This window comes from Bacillus sp. ISL-39 (genome assembly GCF_018613295.1).
GTDB lineage: Bacteria > Bacillota > Bacilli > Bacillales > Cytobacillaceae > Mesobacillus.
In genome coordinates, this window is sequence record NZ_JAGGQM010000002.1 from 320,477 (window position 1) to 341,056 (window position 20,580).

The window sequence follows — 20,580 nt, forward strand, 5'->3', positions numbered from 1 at the left end:
TTTTTTATTTTATTTCGTAAAGATTGTTGTTAAAATGCTAAAGCCGATTTTAACGTAATGAAAGCCATTTTGCAGGTCGGTATTTAGTTTGCATGCTCTTTTCTCACAAAAGAGGAAACTTTTCGAATAAAAATAGGCCATTCAATCCTATTTTGTAGTCAATAGCAACAAAGTTTGAGAAAAGAGCCTTATTTTATTAGCGGTTTTCACATGTTTATTGGCGAAAAATTAATTTTATTGGCGATTTTCACAAGTTTTTTAGCGAAAAATTAATTTTATTGGCGATTTTCACAAGTTTTTTAGCGAAAATAAAATTTTATTGGCGAACTGGAAAAAATCATCGATTTTTTCCAGTTTCTCAACAAAAAAACCAACCCGCTCTTCAGCGAATTGGCCTTCTTCACTTATTTTTCGATCCAGGTATACATATACTGGTCGTCTTCGATGCCCTTGGCTTTCTTCACCGTTTTCAGCGGCCGGAATGTATCGATCATGACGGCAAGCTCTAAAGTTTCTTTTTTGCCGATGCTTGCTTCCGTTTTGCCCGGATGCGGTCCGTGCGGAATTCCGCTAGGGTGTAATGTAATCGAGCCTTCTTTGATTCCCTTTCGGCTCATAAAGTTTCCTTCCACATAGTACAGCAGTTCGTCACTGTTGACGTTGCTGTGGTAATATGGTGCCGGAATCGCTTCAGGATGATAATCGTAAAGCCTTGGCACGAAGGAACATACCACATAATTATGGCCTTCGAATGTCTGGTGGACAGGCGGCGGCTGATGGATTCGGCCGGTGATTGGCTCGAAGTCCTCGATATTGAACGCCCACGGATACAGATAGCCATCCCAGCCGACAACATCAAGCGGGTGGTGGTTCAACACGTGACGATGCAGATGGCCGCGCGTCTTGGTGATCACCTCATGCTCCCCTTTTTCAGAGAAGGTTTCCAACGTTTCCGGCCCGCGGATATCACGTTCACAGAATGGGCTGTGCTCGAGCAGCTGTCCATACTCATTGCGGTACCGTCGAGGAGTCGTGATCTGGCTAAACGATTCAACAATTAACGCTTTGGTCATTTCTGCATTTCCAGGCACTACACGATGCATCGTTCCAATTGGAATGACGACATAATCACCAGGACGGTAGTTTATAGTTCCAAACATCGTTTCCACCTTGCCGGATCCATGATGGAAAAAGAACATTTCATCTCCATCACCATTGCGGTAAAATTGCTTCATCGTTTCAGTGATATTCGCGTATCCAATCAGGAGGTCGTCATTACCGAGAATATATTCCCTTCCACTTAAAGCATCCCCCGTTTTCGTAATCTGGTCGGTCAGGAAGTGCCGATGGTTCAATGATTCTTGATCTTCATATTCAGGCATGTAGCTGCCGATCAATTCACTTTTCACTACCTCTGTCGGCATATGGTGATGATAAAGGATTGACTGTGTGCCGGAAAAACCTTTGGTTCCCATTACCTGCTCGCGAAAAAGCGAACCGTCTTCCTTTTTAAAAATGGTATGGCGTTTCTTTGGGATTTCCCCCAGCTGACGGTAATACATAAATACACCTTCTTTCTAGTCTTCGATTATTTTATTTTTCAAAACACCAAGTCCTTCAATCTCAAGTTCTACTTCATCGCCGGGCTCAAGCCAGCGGTGGACATCTGTACCCAGTTCCAGGATACATCCTGTTCCCACTGTACCTGAGCCGATTACCTCTCCCGGGTACAGGGTCGTCCCCGCGGAAGCACGCTCAATCATCTCACCAAAGGAGTAATAGAGATCCTTCACATTGCCATTCGAAAGTTCCCTTCCGTTCACCCTAGCTGTCATTTGAAGGTCATACCCTTTCTCCGCCTTGATAGAATCAAGCTCATCCTTCGTGACCAAATATGGGCCAAATGAAGTCGCAAAATCCTTACCCTTGGCCGGTCCAAGGCCTACTTTCATTTCATGACGCTGCAGATCGCGGGCACTCCAGTCATTCATGATAAAAAAGCCGAATATATGCTGTTCAGCATCCTCTGCTTTGATATTCCGACCTTCCTTGCCGATCACACAGGCAATTTCCAGTTCATAATCGAACCACTCGCATTCTTGAGGACGCCTGATTTCATCTTCTGGTCCTTTGATGGCAAGATGATTGGTAAAATAGAAGACTGGAATCTCATACCATTCAGGAATCATTTCAAGCCCCCGGTTCTCCCTCGCTGTTTTTACGTGCTGCTCGAATGCGTAAAAATCCCGTACGCTCTTAGGGTTTGGGAGCGGCGCGTTCAAGGTTATCTCTTCCAGCGGATATGAACCATTCCCCGTCTCGATCAGACCTTTGTTTTCTCGGATATACTCCATGAATGCCTCATGGTTTTCAATGAATGCCAGCATATTGTCAGGCAATGTCCCATTCGATGCTTCATGCATATCAACCGCCATATTCCTGGAGTTGATCCAGCCAGCTCTTATTGTTCCGTCTTTTTTCATAAACGTAATGAATTTCATGTCATCACCTATTTTCTTTGCAGTTCAAAGGTTTTGGCCAGCGGCAGAGTATACGTTGCGCCTGCCAACCTGCCAACCGGATTTAGCTTCTCAGAATTAATGCGGCCATTTTCATAAAGGCCATCTTCAACATGGACATGAACAACTTTGCCGATGACAAGGCTGCCAGCTCCAGCTTCTTCCCCGCCAAAGTGCAGGACCTGATCGAGAATACACTCAAGATGGACCTTAGACTCCTTGACCCGTGATGGACTAACCGCCACGCTGTCAACCTTGGTCAGTCCGGAAGCCACGAATTCATCGACATCTGATGCGAATTCCGTCGCACAATCATTCATCTGCTGGACGAACTCCTCACTGACAATATTGATGACGAACTCTTTTGTGCTTTCAATATTTTTCAGCGTATCTTTCTTCGCGCCGTCAGTCCCTCTTCTCATTGGTGAAAAGCAGACCATCATCGGGTTCGCGCTGATAACAGTAAAGAAACTGAATGGAGCCAGATTGGCGCTCCCGTTTTCATCCCGGCTGGAAACAAAGGCAATGGGCCTCGGCAGGACAGACCCTTGCAAGAGCTTGTATGCGTCTTTCCATTCGAGATTTTCTGTATTGATTTCCATTGCTTACACCGCCCTTTCATGGAAAAGCTTGCTGACGATTTGTAAAATGAACTCATGGTCCTCATGAGTGCCGAGAGTGATCCGGAATGCTTCCTTGTACCCTGGCAGCTGCATCTGCCTGACAAGCACACCATTTTCCGTCAGCTTCTGAATAACCGGTCTATTCGTAAAAGCAAACAAGAAATTGGATTGCGATGGAAAACTATCAATCTCCAACTCTTTTAACTTCGAACTGAGGAAGGCTCTTTCTGCACTATTTTTAGCTGCGCAGTCTTTCACGAAATCCTGATCCTCCATTGCAGCCAGCGCTGCTTCCTGTGCAAGCTGGTTCACATTGAATACATCCCTGACTTTATGAAGCTCCTTCGCGATGTTTTCATGCATGATGCCATAGCCAACTCGCAGACTGGCAAGGCCATAGATTTTCGAAAAAGTTCTGAGGATGACGATGTTTTGATATTGATCAAGTAATGGCATCGTATCCAGGAATTCATTTGAATCTGTGTATTCAAAATACGCCTCATCCATGATGATCAGCACATTTGAAGGCACATTATCGATAAAAGAAAGCAATTCTTGTTTGGCGACAATCGTCCCGGTTGGATTGTTCGGGTTGCAGACGAATACCATTTTTGTTTTTTCGTTTATGGCTTCCTGCATTTTTTTAAGATCATGCCTGCCGTCGATCATCGGAACGGTGACAGCCCTGCCGCCTTCGATCAGCACATTCGTTTTATAGCGAGGGAAAGTTACCTCCGCCATGACCGCTTCATCATTTTTATCAATGTATGCTCTTGCCAGAAGGCGAATGATTTCCTCTGAACCGTTCGAAACAAGAAAATGCTTTTGGTCCAATTTATAAAAGGTTGAAAGTTTCTCCACAATTCCTGAGGTCAATCCGTCCGGATAGAATGCCAGCGCAGAAGATGCCTGCATGATTGCTTCTCTAACCTTTGGCGAAGTGCCATACACATTTTCATTATCAGAAAGCTTCCTTACTTTAGTAAGTCCATACTGTTCTTTGATCTCCTCAATTGTCTGTCCGAGGGCGTATGGTGTGATTCCTTCGAGTTCCGCTCTTGCTTTTACATTCATGTTCATCCCCCACTTCTATCAGAAAAGCGCAAGCGCCTTGGTCAGCCCGACAAGCGCTGGAGCTAGACAATAATATCAGTTTTGAAAGCACCTAATTATAAGTACGAAAAGGGAGCGATTCGCCCCCTTCACTCCCGGCTATTAAAGGTTGCCGCGTCGTTCCTGTTCACGCTCGATTGATTCGAATAGAGCCTTGAAGTTTCCTTCACCAAAACCTCTTGCACCTTTTCGCTGGATGATTTCAATAAAGAGAGTCGGACGATCCACGATTGGCTTCGTGAAGATTTGCAGCAGATAGCCTTCATCGTCACGGTCTACTAGAATGCTAAGCTCTTTTAGCTTATCGATTTCTTCATCAATTTCGCCAACACGCTCTGACAGCATTTCATAATAAGAATCCGGTGTGCTCAGGAATTCAACGCCATTTGCACGTAGCTGTGCTACTGTGCTGACAATATCTTCTGTCAAAATCGCAAGATGCTGAACACCAGGACCGTTGTAGAATTCCAGGTATTCCTGGATCTGCGACTTGCGCTTTCCTTCTGCCGGCTCGTTGATCGGGAATTTGATGCGGCCGCCATTATGCATTACCTTGGACATCAATGCTGAATACTCTGTCACGATATCCTTATCCGTGAAGTGCTTCATTTCCTTGAAGCCCATGACATTGGCATAATAGTTGACCCATTCTTCCATTCTTTCAACATTGCCGACAACATGGTCAATCCCGATGAAACCTGAGTCATTTACAGGGACTGTTGTTTCGTGCTCAACAAACCCTGGCATAAACAGACCTTTGTAATTTTTTCTTTCAACAAGTGTATGGATGGTGTCACCATATGTGCCGATGACTGCCTTTTTTAGCGTACCGTTTTCATCAGAAACTTCATGCGGCGGCTGGATTTCAATTGCTCCACGCTTAACCGCTCCCTCATACGCCTTCTCGACATCATCAACCGCAAGCGCAATGTCCTTGACGCCATCGCCGTGAGTCTTGACAAACTGGGCTACACGAGATGAATCATTGTAGGTTCCAGTAAGAACAAGACGGATTTTACGCTGCTGCAGGACATAAGAGGTTGTTTCGCGATTACCGGTTTCAAGGCCTGAATAGGCAACTACCTTAAAGCCAAAAGCCGTCTGGAAAAAATGAGATGCCTGCTTGGCATTCCCTACATATAGCTCTAAATAATCAACATCCTGTACCGGAAAAAAATCCTCTGTCGTTTGGCCGGATACCATTACTTTCTCTTGCATTGTAAAACCTCCCGAAATAATATTTATAATATTTAAAATAATTCTATAGTAACTATCCCTGCCCTCTCAAGAGCACGATGTAAAGCTATAATGCTTTTGTGTGATAAAGAGTCTGCACTTATCGAAAGTTACATCAATTCCAATAGCATCATTTTCGGGTTTTCAATCAACTGTGCGAAACGGTTTGTAAAAGCAACAGCTGTTGCCCCATCTGCGACTCTATGGTCAAATGCCATTGACAGATTCATGATAGATCGGATGGCAATTTCATCTTGATCCGTCACAACCGGCCTCTTCTTAGTTTTATGGAAGGAAACAAGCGCTGTCTGTGGATGCTGTATGATCGGTGTCGCGCCAATGCTGCCGCCCAGCGGTCCGACATTGCTGATCGTGAATGTTCCGCCTGATATATCCTTGACCGTAAGCTTGTCATCAAGGGCGAGCTTTGTCAGACGCTTCATTTCACTATGGATTTCCTTTAAATTCTTCCGCTCAACATTTCTGATTACCGGCACGATCAGGCCTTCTGGCGTGTCCACGGCAATTCCGATATGATGTTCACGGAACAGCTGGATGCTTTCGTTTTCCTCATCGAGCTTTGCATTAAAGACCGGGAATTCCTTCAACGCAATCGAAAGGACTTTAATGAAAAATGCCGTTGCAGAAATAGAATTTCCGGAAGTCTTGATCTCTTCCCTTGAAGCGATCAACTCACTGACATCAATTTCCTCAAAGTGAGTACAGTGAGGGATGGTATACATGGATTGGACCATCTTTTTTGCAATCTGCTTGCGGCGCCCGCGGAATGGCAATATATCCTGAGCTTTGCCCCCTGTCTCATTTCCAGCAGCAGCCTTTACTTCGGAACCCACATCCGAAACGTTCGGAGCCTTCGATTCGGAAGCATGTTTTGGAATCATCGGAACCTCTTGTTCGGAAGCTAGTTGCGAATCGTTCGGAACCTGCTGTTCGGAACCACCTTCCGAATTGCTCGCAACCCCTTGATCCCTTAAATTAACAAAGGCAAGTATATCTTCTTCGGTAATTCGGCCTGCTGGTCCAGTCCCTTTGACTTCCATAATATTGACGCCGTTTTCCCGGGCAACTTTCCTTGTATAAGGAGAAGCAAGGATCTGTCCCAGTCGTGCACTAACACCTACAGGCACCTTACTTGCAGCGGGTCTCTCCAAAACAGCTACCGCAGCCTCTGCAGAGTCAACTTCTGCTTTTCCAGCATCAACCACCTTCTGTGACTCATAAGGCTTACCTGTACTGCTGCTGTCCTCCATGATCAGTAAAGTTGTCCCTACCTTCACTGTTTGCCCTGGGGTTAACAGCACTTCTTTAATTACACCTGAACGGGGAGCGGGAATCTCTGCGGTCATTTTGTCTGTCTGGACTTCAACCAATGGATCATCTGCCTTGACGTAATCCCCTGGCTTCACCAGGTAACAATTGATGTCCGCTTCGGTCATGCCTTCCCCAATGTCGTGGAGCTTTACTTCAACCATCGGCACGCCTCCTAAAACTTCATTACTTTCTGTATTGCAGCTGCGACTCTTTTCGGCGTCGGCAGATAATGATCCTCAAACCCAAAATACGGCACAGGCGTGTCATAGCCTGTCACTCTTTCGGCCGGAGCCTTTTGGTAAAGAAATGCCTCATCATTGATCAAAGAAATCAAATCACTGCCAGTACCGCCTGTCGCATGCGCTTCATGGACAATCACCGTGCGTCCGGTTTTCTGCACAGACTCGATGACAAGGTCTTTGTCGATTGGGTAGAGTGTCCTCAAATCAAGGACCTCGCAATTGATCCCCTTTTGCCTCATATCTTCAGCGGCCTTCATCGCTATCGGTACCATAGCGCCCCAGGCAATGACCGTCACATCTTCGCCTTCTGTCAGCTTCTTTCCTTTACCTATTTCAACTGTATACTTCCCTTCCGGAACCTCACCGCGTGAGGAACGATAACTTCTCATTGGCTCTAAATACAGAACTGGATCTGGATCTTCAATAGCTGCGATCATCAGTCCTTTTGCATCGTAGGCATTGGATGGACAGACTACCTTCAGTCCTGGCATATGGGTAAAAAGTGATTCTGTGCTGTCACAATGGATTTCAGGTGCGCGCACACCAGCGCCATAAGGAGCGCGAATCACCATTGGAACCGTAAAATGGCCAAGAGTCCTCATTCGCAGTCTCGAAGCATGGGTCATGATTTGTTCATAGGCAGGATAAATAAAGCCCAGGAACTGAATTTCCACAACAGGACGAAATCCGTTCACTGCCATGCCAATCGCTGCCCCTACAAAACCTGCTTCACTTAAAGGCGTATCGATGACGCGGTCCTCCCCATATTTCTCCTGAAGGCCATCAGTCACGCGAAAGACTCCGCCGTTTTTCCCGATATCTTCACCTAGAAGGATGACTTCCTTGCTTTCACCAAGCATCGTATCAAGTCCATCGGTTATCGCCTGGACAAGCGTCAAAGTTTTTGTCTGCAGTGCTGTTTCCATCATGACTCACCTCCGATCAGTTCAAGGTACTCCCGCTTCTGCTTCTCGATTGTCCATGTAGGTTTCTCAAAGACATAGTCAAAGATCACAGCCGGGTCAGCTTTAGGGAATTTCTCCATTTCTTGTACAGCACCATCAATTTCTGCCGCTGCTTGCTCTTCAACTTCCTTCACCCATGTTTCATCGTAAAGCCCTTCATTTTTCAGCCAGCGTTCCAGCCTTAGCAAAGGATCTGTCTCCATTCGCTTAAGCGCACTTTCACCTTGATCACGATATTTGGATGCATCGTCAGCAGTGGTATGGGACCCATACCGCCAGGTCATCGCTTCAATCAGTGTCGGTCCCTCGCCATTTCGGGCTCGTTTAAGTGCCTTTTCCGTTTCAGCAAACACGGCAAAAACATCGTTGCCATCAATCCTTACACCTGGAATATCATAGGCAAGAGCTTTTTGTGCAATAGTTGCGGAGTTCATCTGTTTGCTGATAGGGACAGATATTGCGTATTGATTATTCTGGCAAAAATACACCACTGGAGATTTGAAGACGCTGGCAAAGTTCAAGCCTTCATGAAAATCTCCTTCCGAGGTTGCACCATCACCGAAATAACAAATGGCCGCATTCTTTGTACCTTTTTGCTTTTCGGCAAATGCTGCCCCTGCAGCGTGTGGAATTTGGGTTGCAATCGGGATGGCCGGCGGAAAGATCTTTTTACCATCCGGCGGCACACAGCCTTCATTCCGTCCGTTCCAGAACAGCAAAATATTCCTCAGGGAGTGGCCGAACACCGTTGCCGCTCCATGATCACGGTAGGTTGGGAACATCCAGTCTTCACTGTCAAGCGCCAGAGCCGTTCCTACCTGGGAAGCTTCCTGCCCTTCAAAAGGCGCGTATGTTCCGATTCGTCCCTGCCGCTGGAGACTGATGGATTTCCTGTCCAGCGTCCGGATCCTTACCATTTCTGAATAAAATTTCTTCACTCGCTCTTCAGTCACCAAATTTTTATGTTCCTCTGACACAATGTTTCCGTTCTGGTCCATCACTTGAAAAATCGAAAAATCCTTTTCCATCGGCTCACCCTTTTTTAAAAGTCTATGATTCTATTACATCCTCACTGCCCATTTTGGACGCTTCATATGGGAGAAGAAGCTGTTGCGTCTTGTTCTGGCTTCGATCCGGTTTTCGCAGAATTTATTCGCTGCTTCAACAGTCGTGATTCCTTCACTCTCTGCCTGCCTGTAGATATTTAAAAGAGAATTATAGATTGCCTTCGTTTTCTTTAAGACGCGTTCCTTGTTTGGTGAATATAGCTCATCTGCCACCTGGATCAAGCCGCCAGCATTGACGATGTAGTCAGGCGCATAAAGAATGCCTTTCTCCTGAAGGATGTGGCCGTGCCGTTCTTCCTTGAGCTGATTGTTCGCCGAACCAACGACTGCTTTTACCTGGAGTTGTGGAATTGTATCATCGTTAATGATTCCTCCCATTGCGCACGGAATGAAAATGTCCGCAGGCTGGGAATAGATTTCGTTACTGTTAACGACTTTGATTCCTGCTCCCATTTCTTCCGCTTTCTTAACGATCTGGTCGATTGCTTTTTGATTAATGTCTGTTACATACAGGTCTGCGCCGTTTTCCAGGAGGTATTCTGCTACCTTGTAACCAACCTTGCCCAATCCCTGGATCGCATAGGATTTACCGGACAAATCATCGGTATCCCAGAGAGCCTTGCTTGTTGCCTGCAAGCCAAAGATAACGCCCTGTGCCGTTGGGACTGAAGAGTCTCCGCTTCCGCCATATACTTCATCAACGCCAACGATGCAATTCGTTTCTTTTAGTGCATGGACAAAGTCTTCCGGATCCGTCCCCATGTCTGTTCCTGTGTAAAAACGGCCCTGGATCGATTCTACAAACTGGCCAAATGCCCTGAATAATTCTGGACTCTTATCCTTTGTAGGGTCGCCAATGATGACAGCCTTTCCTCCGCCGAAGTCGACGTCTGCCGCAGCACATTTATACGTCATGCCCTTTGAAAGCCGCAGTACATCTTCAAGTGCATCATCAACTGATTTATAAGGGTACATGCGGCAGCCGCCCAATGCTGGTCCCAACCGCGTACTATGAATCGCGATAATCGCCTTTAATCCAGTTGCTTCATCATTACAAAAAACAACTTGCTCGTGCTCACGAATTTGTTCAAACATATCCATTTTTCTTTCCCCCTTTATTCCGTTAAACCATGTTAGCGCTTACATTTTTGCACAAAAATTTTAGCTTCCAGTAAGCAATTCATTTATCTTCTTTTTAGGAAGGACCACTTGCTTTACTTCCCCTACTCCTATAAGGCGACCCTTGCTTTCTGCCTTTACATTAGTAAGTATGTTATTGTCTTGGATACCAGTGACGGCTGCAGTAATAATTACCTCAGCTCCTTCGGTACAAGGGGCGATGTGTTTAACAGTGACCGCACCTCCCATTCCTTCTTCATGATCCTCTAAAAAGGGAATGATAATTTGCCGTGAAACCCATTCCATGTGGTACACCATTGAAACCGTGGAGTATACTGGATGGACAACTTCACCCTCGAAGCGGGCAAACATATCTGGTGTAACAATGACATTGATGGAGGCCGTATGCCCAGCGATTAAGCCATCTCGCATCATATCCCACCTTTCCAAGTTGGAAATATGTATAACGTTTATTTAACGTTATCATAACATTTCGTTAAATAAATGGTCAATAAATTGTAAGAAATTTTGGTATTTTCTTAAAAATGATTTTGATATAATATTTAGCTAGACAAAAAACAACCAGCTAATTTGAGCGAGGCCACTGAAAAAGTCGTTAAAAGATAGCTTTGTTAAATTGTCCGGTTGATTTCCACTCCAGGTTGCTTCGCTTTCCGCTGGGAAGAATTATGAAAAAGCCCACCTGCCGGCTTTTTCAAAAATCAAATTCTTCCTTGGGGCGTGCGGTGAGCCTCCTCAGCGCTAAAGCGCCTGCGGAGTCTCACCTGTCCCGCTGATCCCGCAGGACATTGATTGGGCATCCGTGAACCTGCCCACGCACGAAGAAAATGCGGCAGCATTTTCGAGGAGTCTACGCACCTTCCGCTCCACTCAACCTAGTGCTATTAAACCTATTAAATAAATAATCGAAAAAAAAGCCGGAATAATTCCAAAAAATGGAATAATTCCGGCTTTTTTTATAAACCGCAATTTTTATAATACCGCATGTTTGTCTAGCCTAATAATGCCCGGTCACTTGCCATTTTTGTTCCGCGGATCCGCTGGAACTCATTAAGCAAGTCTTCGATTGTCAGCTTTGCTTTTTGTTCTTCATTTACCTCCAGGATGATCTGGCCTTTGTCCATCATGATCAGCCTGTTGCCGAGATCGAGTGCCTGCTGCATGTTGTGCGTGACCATCAGTGTAGTGAGATGGTATTTATCGACGATTTCTTTTGTTAGGTTGGTAATTAACTCGGCACGAGAAGGATCGAGTGCAGCGGTATGCTCATCCAGTAAAAGGATGGACGGCTCCGTGAATGTTGCCATCAGCAGGGATAAGGCCTGGCGTTCTCCTCCTGATAATAGGCCAACCTTCGCATTAAGGCGGTTTTCCAGGCCCAGGTGCAGTGATTCAAGCACCTCCTGGAAAAGCTCACGACGTTTTTTCGTCACCCCTCGGCGCAGGGAGCGCCGCTTGTTCCTTGAATAGGCAATAGCAAGGTTTTCTTCAATCGTCATGCTTGGCGCAGTGCCTGCCATCGGATCCTGGAATACACGGCCAATCAATTTTGAGCGATTGTACTCGGTCATGTAGGTTACGTCCTTGCCGTCCAATTCCACCTGACCATGGTCTGGCAGCATGACACCGGAAATGACGTTCATTAACGTTGACTTTCCGGCCCCGTTGCTCCCGATGACTGTGACAAAGTCTCCCTTATCCAGGGTGAGGTTAATATTGTCCAGAGCTATCTTCTCATCTGGAGTCCCCTCATTGAAGACTCTATGAATCTGATTTAAGTGCAGCACCAGCCTCACCCTTTCTATCAGAAGGAACAGCTGCCATCTGCATGTGCTCAAGCTGTCTTTTCACCTTCCGTTTTTTCTCTTTGTAGCTTTCTATCATTTTCGGAGCAGTCAATGCCAATATTACGATAATCGCTGTGATCAGCTTCATGTCGCCTGGCTCGAGGAACTCTACCCTTAATGCCAGTGTGACAACAATTCGGTAGATGATCGCCCCGCCAATGACCGCAAGCGTTGTTCTTGCAATCGACTTTGTACCAAACAGGGCTTCACCAATGATGACAGAAGCAAGACCGATAATGATCATGCCGATACCCATGCCGACATCTGCAAAACCACCCTGCTGTGCAATCAAAGCGCCGGAAAAAGCCACCATCGCATTAGAAAGGCCAAGGCCAAGGATAATCATCAGGTTTGTATTTGATGAGAAACTGCGGATCATTCTCTTGTTATCACCGGTTGCCCGGATTGCAAGTCCAAGTTCTGTTTTAAGGAAAGCATCCGTGAGGAATTTAATAGCCAGCGTAACGACAATCATGAACAGGAGGATTCCCCATGTCCTTGGAAGACTGTCCCCAAGGCCGATTGCCGTCAGGATGCCATTGAAGATTCCGTCAATTCCCGTTTTATCGAAAAAGTCCCTCACCGCTGTCATGGCAGTATCTGTATTCAGCAACGGGACATTCGATTTGCCCATGATTCTTAGATTGATAGAATACAAAGCAATCATCATCAGGATACCCGACAGAAGCGCATTGACCTTACCGACAGTATGGATGATGCCTGTCAAGCAACCAGCGATGAATCCGGCAACCAGGGCTACCATCGTAGCAGCAAATGGGTTGGCACCATTCACAATCATGATGGCGGCGACCGCAGCTCCAGTTACGAAGCTGCCGTCAACCGTCAAATCCGGAAAATCAAGTACCCGAAAGGATAAGTATACACCCAGAGCCATGATGGCATAGATAATGCCGGACTCAAAAGCTCCAAATATTGAAGTAAACAAGTTGAATCATCCTTTCTCTTATTCTTCGTAAAACTCTGCGTCGTCTCCCCATTCTTCCTTAACTTCAACACCCTGCTCTTCAGCAGCCTTTTTGTTGATTGTCAGTGTTAATGATTTTGGAAGTTCAACAGGAATCTCAGAAGCTTTCTTATTGCCAGATAAAATTTCAGCAGCCATCAAGCCTGACTGGTAACCAATGTCATAGTAATTAAAACCGCTGGCTGCAACTGCGCCGCGCTTCATGGAATCAAGCTCACCAACGAATAACGGGATCTTTTTGCCATTAGCAACAGAAATAACAGATTCAAGTGCAGATACGACCGTATTATCCGTAGGGACATAGATAGCATCCACGCGTCCGACAAGGGATTCTGCAGCCTGTTTAACTTCAGCTGATGTTGAGATTGAGGCTTCCACAACCTTCGCTCCATTCGCTTCGGCAAGCTTTTTGACTTCCTTCAGCTGTACTTCCGAGTTCTGTTCACCAGCGTTGTAGATGACGCCAATCTTCTTGGCACCAACTTCATTCGTCATAAAATCAATCGTCTTTTTTGTAGCATCAGGATGGTTATCGGTAGTACCAGTGATATTGTCGCCAGGCTTATCGAATGCTTCGACAAGTCCTGCGCCTACCGGATCTGTAACCGAGGTGAAGATAATTGGAATGTCCTTCGTCGCATTAAGGGCTGCAACTGCGCTTGGTGTAGCATTAGCGAAGATGAGGTCGACTTTATCACCGACAAAATTGTTCGCGATACTTGCCGTGTTATTCATGTCTGCCTGTGCGTTCTGGAAGTCATATGTTACATTGTCTCCCTCTTTGAACCCTTTGTCCTCAAGAGCCTTTTTAAAGCCCTCGGTTGCGGCATCAAGCGATGGATGCTCTGCGAATTGGGTCAGGCCAATCTTGTACTGATCTTTGTCTGAAGATCCATTTGATGCTTCATTTCCTCCGCAGCCAGCCATGAACAGGGCACTGGCAAGAACAAGAGAAATAGCTTTTACTGATTTTTTCATAAAAATCCCCCTTGATTATTTATAAACCGGCAGTAAACTATGTAGTCTGAAACATGCAAGCAGCCGGAACACACCAAAATTTAAAACAATAGGTAAAGTTTCTCTGGATGTTAATTTTTGAAAGCGATTCCAAAAAGTATGATATTCACTATGAGCACCGTAAATATATCGTTATATTAACACCAGCTTTAATTTAAAGTCAATAAAATTCCGAAAATTTAGTATGTTATGATTTCTAATTATTAAACCATCACTTTAGCAAACTATCAAGATGTTTTTTAAAAATAATTTAACTTTTTCGCTTTTATGCACGAAAGCGATTAAGAAACGCACGTTTTACAGGCTTTTGGTGTTTTATTTTTTTAAAAGTACCTAGTTAGGACTTCAAATTAAAAAACAATATTTCCAAAAACCATAAAAAAAGCGTGCTCTTTGTTTGAGCACACTTTTTAAAATTATAGTAAACGTTCCGCAGCCTTTAATCGATCTTTTGCTTCCTTAACCATTCGATCCAATAATTCATGTACTGTCGGGATATCAGAAACCAGTCCAGACACCTGGCCTCCATTCATGAACCCGTTTTCTTCGCTTCCTTCAAGTGCACCTTTTTTATGTATTTCCTCAGTTGTCAGTTCAGCGAATTCTTCTTGAGTAAGACCCTGTTTTTCTGCTTCCAGCAGTTTTCCTGCATAAGAAGTATTCAGCAGCCTGCGAATTCTTCCCACAGACCTTCCGACTATGACTGTTTCATGGTCACTAGCCTGCAAAAGCTTCTGCTTGTAGTTTTGATGGAAGGGAGCTTCCTTTGTGGCGATGAACCTTGTTCCCATCTGTACGCCGCTCGCTCCAAGTGCAAGCATGGCAGCAAGACCCTTTCCGTCGCCAATTCCACCGGCCGCAACAACTGGTATGTTCACCTGGGCAACAATCTGAGGAATCAATGCCAAAGTCGTGGTTTCAAGGTTCGAATTAATTCCTGCAGCTTCATACCCCTCGGCTACTAAAATATCAGCACCAGCAGCTTCCGCCTTCTTTGCTTGCTTTACTGATGCAACAACGGTAATAATTTTGATCCTAGCCTGCTTCAGCTTTGGAATGAATGGCGCGGGATTCCCTGCTGATAATGTTACTGCCTGCACATTATGTTTGACAGCGAGGCGAAGGATTTCCAACACATTCGGTGAAACACTCAAGGCAACATTCACCGAAAAAGGCTTCGATGTCCGCGATTTTGTTTCAAGAATAATTTGCTCCACTTCTTCAGCTGGCATCGTCCCGGCACCTATTGTCCCCAGGCCGCCGGCTTCAGAAACAGCTGACGTTAAAACAGCATTGCTGATGTTCCCCATTCCACCCTGGATGATTGGATATTTTATGCCAAGAACAGAAGTAATTCCATTCACAAAAATTCCCCCTTCGTTAAATTAATGTTATACTAGTTCTAAAATTATGACAATTGAAAAAGGGGGATTTTCATTGATTCTTAGTTATTCCGATAAAAAACCGGTTGTAGATGAAACAGTATTCCAGGCGCCCGGCAGTTTTATCATCGGTGATGTGAAAATCGGCAAGAATTCCAGCGTGTGGTTCAATGCAGTTTTACGCGGGGATGAAGACACAATCACTATAGGCGACAGCTGCAGCATCCAGGATAACGTCACGTGTCATCTTTATGAGGGCTCTCCTCTCGTTATTGAAGATGAGGTCACGGTCGGCCACAATGCCATCCTGCACGGGTGCACCATCAAGAAACGATGCATTATCGGAATGGGCTCAACCATCCTTGATGGAGCAGAAATTGGAGAAGAATGCATCATCGGAGCCAATACTTTGATACCTGCGGGTAAAAAAATACCGCCGCGGTCTCTCGTTGTAGGCGCACCGGGAAAAGTGGTGAGGGAAATCGGAGATAAGGATTTGGAGCTGATTCAACTATCAATTGATACATATGTGCAAAAGGGAAAGGAATATCAAGAAAGTTTAAAAAATATTACCTAAAGACAAGAGCCAGGCAGATGCCTGGCTCTTTGTTTTATCAGGGACAAAACATTTTGTTTCTTACACCCATTTAACGATATCATCCAATGGTCTTCTGGTCTTTGGATTCGGTTCTTTTACACGATAACCAAACGCACACATGACGGATATTCCAAAGTGGCCATCATCAAGCAATCCCTCATCTGCAAGAAGTTTGTTCATATTTTCAAAATTGAATCCTTCAATCGGACAGGAATCAATACCAATTTGCGCAGCCGCTGTCATCATATTGGCCAGAACGATATATGTTTGCCTGCACGCCCAATCAAACAGCGGGCGGTCTCCGTCAAGCAATTTAAAATCAGTTTTTTGGAATTCCTCAATTCGCTTGAGGTAATTTGCCATAAATTCCTCTGGCATTTTCTTCTTATTTCTAAAATGATCCTGCAGATAGTCAGAGTCATATTTTGTATCAACTTTTGTCCTCGCAAGGATAATCACAAAATGGCTTGCTTCCGGAAGCTTGCCAAACGCTCCCCAGGCGGTATTCTTAACTTTCTGACGAAGTTCCTCACTCTGGACGACAAGAAAGCGCCATGGTTCAAAACCAAATGAACTTGGAGATAACTGGCCTGTCTCCAAGATAAAACGGAAGTCTTCCTCTGGAATTTTTTTGCTTGGATCAAATTCCTTTGTGGCATGCCTAAATTGGAAAGCGTCAAGAATCTCCTGCTTTAAAGTTTCTTTGTCTCGCATATGTATCTCTCCTTCCAGGTTATGTTTTTTTTAACTTATCACATTTCTTCAGTTAATGCCTACAAAAAAGGGTAAGCTTGAACAACTCGGCCTCTTCTCCCTTTAGTTGTGTCAGCCAGTGATAAGGAATTCAGGATTGCTTCTTCTGTTGCTTCTGCTGCAGCCGTGAATAGCTCGTTCATCAATGGATGGTCATCCCTGACCTGGCTGCTTGATTGAATGACTTCATCTGAATTGTGCATCGTTTTATTGGCAGATGAAAAAGCAATCACAATATCTCCGCTTCCATGACTGTAATGACTGCCGGTCCGGCCCAGGCCGATTCCGCATCTCTTGGCCAGGCGCAATAACTGACGGTCACTTAACGGCGCATTTGTGGCAAGGACGATGATGATAGAACCGTCAGCCTTCTCGGATATCCCTGATTTAATTGACTCAATCCCATATATTCCTGCCAAGAACTCTTCTTTTTTGCCGAAATTGCTGAGCACCAGACAGCCAATGGTAAGAGGACCATCTGCTTCGACAATTCTGGATGCTGTCCCTATGCCGCCTTTATGGCCAAAGCAAACCATTCCTTTTCCTGCCCCGATGGCACCTTCTTCAGCTGGACGTCCGGAACCATTCTTAATCGCTTGTATGGCATGTTCAGGTTTTACCGGAAAAAGGCGAATTGAGTTTAAATAGCTGTCATTGCATTCTCCGACGACAATATTAATGGTACCCGTCGTCTCGCCAATCTCTTCATTTTCACCAAGCATGTACTCCAGGGTACCCTGGGTGACTGCAGGTACTGCAAATGTATTTGTCAGCATGATTGGAGACTCGATCGTTCCAAGTTCATTCACCTGGACGAGACCTGTCGTCTTGCCAAAACCGTTAAGGACATAGCTTGCCGCAGTAACTTTCTCTTTGAACAAATTACCGTCATGCGGCAGGATTGCCGTGACACCTGTACAGGCATACTCCTTACCTTTGTCATCCAGTGGATAATCCAACGTTACATGGCCGACCATTACACCAGGTACATCAGTTATACAGTTATTGGTCCCGGGGAACATCCTGCCAACTATAATCCCTCTTTCGCGTACTTTCATAGTTACCTCCTGCTTACTACGGTATTCCCCACGATTATACCAAATTCTCATAGCAACTTCTTTTCTTCGCTAATTCCTTAAAAGGTAATTTTCCTAATTCAGTAAATAAAACAGACTATGATTTCCCGTCGTTTGATAGGGTAGATATTTTATAGGGCTTTTTCTTGAAATTAGGATAAGGAGGGATATTATTTCACAAAAAAAACAACCAGGGATCACATTATATATATCTGCAGCTTTTGTACTGGGCTTTGTTTTATGGGGAGTAATAGCTCCAGAAAATCTTAACGCCAGTGCCAATAAAGCGCTGAATTGGACAATCAGCTATTTCAGCTGGTTTTACATGGCTGCAACTACTTTTTTTGTCTTTTTCATGCTGTATCTTGCGTTCAGTCCTTATCGGAATATTAAACTGGGCAAAGATGAGGATGAGCCTAAGTATTCTTACTTTACATGGCTCGGCCTATTATTTGCCGGGGGAATGGGAGTAGGACTAGTATTTTGGGGTGTGGCAGAGCCCCTTCAGCATTACGCCGACCCGGCACCTGGGGTTGAAGCAGAGACCACCGAAGCAGCTGAATCAGCACTGAAATACAGTGTATTCCACTGGGGACTCCAGCCCTGGGCTGGTTATGGGCTCGTTGGATTGACAATTGCTTATTTCAAATTCCGCAGAAATAAAGCAAGCCTGATCAGTCATGCGTTTTACCCGTTGTTGGGCGAAAAAGTAAATGGCTTTTTAGGAAAATCCATTAATATCGTATCCATCATCGCTACTGCCATTGGAGTAGCGACTACTTTTGGTCTCAGTGCCATGCAGGTATCCGGGGGATTGGGCAAGGTTTTTGGATTTCCGAACAGTTCCATGACCCAATTGATTGTCATCGCAGTCGTTACCGTTCTCTTCATGATTTCGGCCCTTTCCGGAGTTAATAAAGGGATTCGAATATTAAGCAATATCAACCTCGGAATCGCCAGCCTATTATTCCTGTTTGTGTTGTTCGCTGGACCTACTATCTTTTTGCTTGAGAGTGCCATTACCTCATTTGGCAGCTATATAGGGAACTATTTTCAGCTCAGCCTCGGACTCAGTCCTTTTAAAGACTCATCCTGGAGAGGGGATTGGACCATTTTTTATTGGGCTTGGGGAATTTCTTGGGCACCATTTGTAGGCACGTTCATTGCCAGAGTGTCCAGAGGGCGAACAATCCGTGAATTCGTGCTCGGAGTCTTGTTTGTTCCTGCATTGATGGGCGGCCTGTGGTTTATTGTGTTTGGGGGTACAGCTCTTCACATGCAAATATACGAGGGACTGGAACTTGTCAAGCCGGCAAAAGAAAACGTAGAAACGGCCCTTTTTATCATGCTTGAAAATCTACCGTTCGGGAAGGTTCTAAGCATTACCGGGCTGTTGCTCATCACTATCTTTTTTATTACATCTGCAGACTCTGCCACCTATGTGCTAAGTATATTGTCATCACGAGGAACTCTTAACCCCAAGAAATATGTCAAATTAATTTGGGGTTTTATCATTTCCGGCACAGCATCCGTGCTATTAATCAGCGGAGGATTAAAATCCCTGCAGGCAGCTTCCATTACTACTGCCCTCCCTTTCGCCCTTCTAATTGTACTCATGTGCATCTCAGTTATTAAAGGGCTTAGAGAAGACAAATCCAATTAAAAAATAGCTGGCACAGGTTCTGCCCCTGGCCAGCTTTTACATATTCATAGACATTATCATTCAAGAATATACGGGTGGTCCATAACATTATAGTCTACATCTTTATGCTTGATCTCGTTTCCTTCTTTGAAGACAGACTCAAAGAAGCGGGATGCGGGTTCTGCAAGTTCTTTGTAGTATTCACTGAACAATGCGGCGGCGTGGCTTCCCAGCCATTTTTCCGGCAAAAGCTCCTCAGGAAGACCCGGATCAAAGAAGAGGAACTTCCTGTATTCATGTACCAGCTTTGTGCGCTCCACAAAGCATTCAGCATCAGACATGCTGCCTTTTTGAATCTTATTTTTATCGATGATGTATTTCTGGCTATACTCACTTATGAAATCCTGGTATTTGGCGTTGATTTCCTGCAGGTCCCAGCTCTTTTGAACGAGGCGTTGATTTTCATGCGGACCTTTATACTCAGCCACAAAGAAATCGACATATTGTTCGATTTCGTATTTCTCGATCAGGTCCCTGACTTGTCTCTCGAGATTATTGGCGGAAATCCAGAAGCTGTTCGACATTGATCCAAAGCCGCTCCATATCAGTTCCTTGCGCAATTCGTCGCGAACATTGCGGATTTCCTCAGGAATCGTGTACATGAGGATTCTCCATTTTCCGTCCCATTCCTCAGGCTTTAATTTAAAGATACGCTTACCTGCCTCATCTATTCTCTTTTGGCCTCGCGGTGTCAGGGAGTAATAGCTCTTATTGCCAATTTTCTCCGCCTGAACCCAGCCCTGCTTGTTCATGCGTGAAATAGCCGCTCTCACCGACTGGTCATTATGGCCAAATTCATTCAGCAGCCGAATCAGGCTGCCAATCCAAATCTTGCTCCCATAATGGGAGATATAGTCACCGTATAAGGTAAAAATCATTGATCTTGTATTCAAGCTTATGTCATCCTCATCCGTTTTTGATATACGTAATAAAACCGTTATAGAATATTTTACAGTATTATCATTATTTTGCAAAAACTTTTT

19 protein-coding genes are annotated in these 20,580 nt (G+C 45.0%); 2 read left to right on the forward strand and 17 right to left on the reverse strand.

The annotated features are described in order from the left end of the window. Positions 1–404 precede the first annotated feature (404 nt). The 14 genes from J7E37_RS03420 to J7E37_RS03485 form a co-directional block, all read right to left on the reverse strand. Complete coding sequence (locus J7E37_RS03420) at positions 405–1,562, reverse strand: homogentisate 1,2-dioxygenase (protein ID WP_215022513.1); 1,158 nt, start codon at positions 1,560–1,562, stop codon at positions 405–407. A 15-nt stretch (positions 1,563–1,577) separates the two neighbouring features. Next, complete coding sequence (locus tag J7E37_RS03425) at positions 1,578–2,501, reverse strand: fumarylacetoacetate hydrolase family protein (protein WP_215022515.1); 924 nt, start codon at positions 2,499–2,501, stop codon at positions 1,578–1,580. Between the two features lie 8 nt (positions 2,502–2,509). After that, positions 2,510–3,121, reverse strand: a complete 612-nt coding sequence (locus J7E37_RS03430) for a flavin reductase family protein (RefSeq protein ID WP_215022516.1) — start codon at positions 3,119–3,121, stop codon at positions 2,510–2,512. Positions 3,122–3,124: 3 nt separating this feature from the next. After that, positions 3,125–4,216 carry a histidinol-phosphate transaminase gene (gene hisC, locus J7E37_RS03435; protein WP_215022518.1) on the reverse strand — a complete coding sequence of 364 codons (1,092 nt, stop codon included), beginning with the start codon at positions 4,214–4,216 and terminating at the stop codon, positions 3,125–3,127. A 141-nt stretch (positions 4,217–4,357) separates the two neighbouring features. Then, positions 4,358–5,473, reverse strand: coding sequence for a 4-hydroxyphenylpyruvate dioxygenase (gene hppD / locus J7E37_RS03440; protein WP_215022520.1), 1,116 nt, complete (start codon positions 5,471–5,473; stop codon positions 4,358–4,360). A gap of 128 nt (positions 5,474–5,601) precedes the next feature. Continuing rightward, complete coding sequence (locus J7E37_RS03445) at positions 5,602–6,984, reverse strand: dihydrolipoamide acetyltransferase family protein (protein WP_215022522.1); 1,383 nt, start codon at positions 6,982–6,984, stop codon at positions 5,602–5,604. An 11-nt stretch (positions 6,985–6,995) separates the two neighbouring features. Next, positions 6,996–7,991, reverse strand: coding sequence for an alpha-ketoacid dehydrogenase subunit beta (locus J7E37_RS03450; RefSeq protein WP_215022905.1), 996 nt, complete (start codon positions 7,989–7,991; stop codon positions 6,996–6,998). Further along, positions 7,991–9,058 carry a pyruvate dehydrogenase (acetyl-transferring) E1 component subunit alpha gene (gene pdhA / locus J7E37_RS03455; RefSeq protein ID WP_215022524.1) on the reverse strand — a complete coding sequence of 356 codons (1,068 nt, stop codon included), beginning with the start codon at positions 9,056–9,058 and terminating at the stop codon, positions 7,991–7,993. Before pdhA ends, J7E37_RS03450 begins: the two co-directional genes overlap by 1 nt. A gap of 33 nt (positions 9,059–9,091) precedes the next feature. Further along, positions 9,092–10,198 (reverse strand): Leu/Phe/Val dehydrogenase, encoded by a 1,107-nt coding sequence (locus tag J7E37_RS03460; RefSeq protein WP_215022526.1) that lies wholly within the window; start codon positions 10,196–10,198, stop codon positions 9,092–9,094. Positions 10,199–10,258: 60 nt separating this feature from the next. Then, complete coding sequence (locus tag J7E37_RS03465; RefSeq protein ID WP_215022527.1) at positions 10,259–10,648, reverse strand: thioesterase family protein; 390 nt, start codon at positions 10,646–10,648, stop codon at positions 10,259–10,261. A gap of 581 nt (positions 10,649–11,229) precedes the next feature. After that, positions 11,230–12,024: an ABC transporter ATP-binding protein gene (locus J7E37_RS03470; RefSeq protein WP_214776935.1), complete on the reverse strand. Its 795-nt coding sequence runs from the start codon at positions 12,022–12,024 to the stop codon at positions 11,230–11,232. After that, the gene (locus tag J7E37_RS03475; RefSeq protein WP_214776937.1) at positions 11,999–13,030 is read right to left on the reverse strand and encodes an ABC transporter permease; all 1,032 of its coding nucleotides are present in this window, start codon (positions 13,028–13,030) and stop codon (positions 11,999–12,001) included. The genes J7E37_RS03470 and J7E37_RS03475 overlap by 26 nt, the downstream gene beginning before the upstream one ends. Positions 13,031–13,048: 18 nt before the next feature. Beyond that, on the reverse strand, positions 13,049–14,047 hold the full coding sequence (locus J7E37_RS03480) for an ABC transporter substrate-binding protein (protein WP_214776939.1): 999 nt from the start codon (positions 14,045–14,047) through the stop codon (positions 13,049–13,051). Positions 14,048–14,502: 455 nt separating this feature from the next. Continuing rightward, a complete protein-coding gene (locus J7E37_RS03485; RefSeq protein WP_215022529.1) occupies positions 14,503–15,450 on the reverse strand; it encodes an NAD(P)H-dependent flavin oxidoreductase in 948 nt (315 codons plus the stop codon). Between the two features lie 73 nt (positions 15,451–15,523). On the opposite strand from J7E37_RS03485, the gene J7E37_RS03490 reads away from it, so the two are divergent. Further along, on the forward strand, positions 15,524–16,045 hold the full coding sequence (locus J7E37_RS03490; protein WP_215022532.1) for a gamma carbonic anhydrase family protein: 522 nt from the start codon (positions 15,524–15,526) through the stop codon (positions 16,043–16,045). A gap of 60 nt (positions 16,046–16,105) precedes the next feature. Here the strand turns inward: J7E37_RS03490 and J7E37_RS03495 are convergent, their stop codons facing one another. Both J7E37_RS03495 and J7E37_RS03500 read right to left on the reverse strand, forming a co-directional pair. Next, positions 16,106–16,780, reverse strand: a complete 675-nt coding sequence (locus J7E37_RS03495) for an NAD(P)H-dependent oxidoreductase (RefSeq protein ID WP_215022534.1) — start codon at positions 16,778–16,780, stop codon at positions 16,106–16,108. Between the two features lie 59 nt (positions 16,781–16,839). Then, complete coding sequence (locus J7E37_RS03500; RefSeq protein WP_215022536.1) at positions 16,840–17,877, reverse strand: DmpA family aminopeptidase; 1,038 nt, start codon at positions 17,875–17,877, stop codon at positions 16,840–16,842. Positions 17,878–18,103: 226 nt separating this feature from the next. Between J7E37_RS03500 and J7E37_RS03505 the strand changes: the two genes are divergently transcribed. Further along, positions 18,104–19,558, forward strand: coding sequence for a BCCT family transporter (locus J7E37_RS03505; RefSeq protein ID WP_353049985.1), 1,455 nt, complete (start codon positions 18,104–18,106; stop codon positions 19,556–19,558). A 56-nt stretch (positions 19,559–19,614) separates the two neighbouring features. Here J7E37_RS03505 and paaX read toward each other — a convergent pair whose 3' ends face one another. Then, positions 19,615–20,490 carry a phenylacetic acid degradation operon negative regulatory protein PaaX gene (paaX, locus tag J7E37_RS03510; protein WP_214776949.1) on the reverse strand — a complete coding sequence of 292 codons (876 nt, stop codon included), beginning with the start codon at positions 20,488–20,490 and terminating at the stop codon, positions 19,615–19,617. Positions 20,491–20,580: the final 90 nt, after the last annotated feature.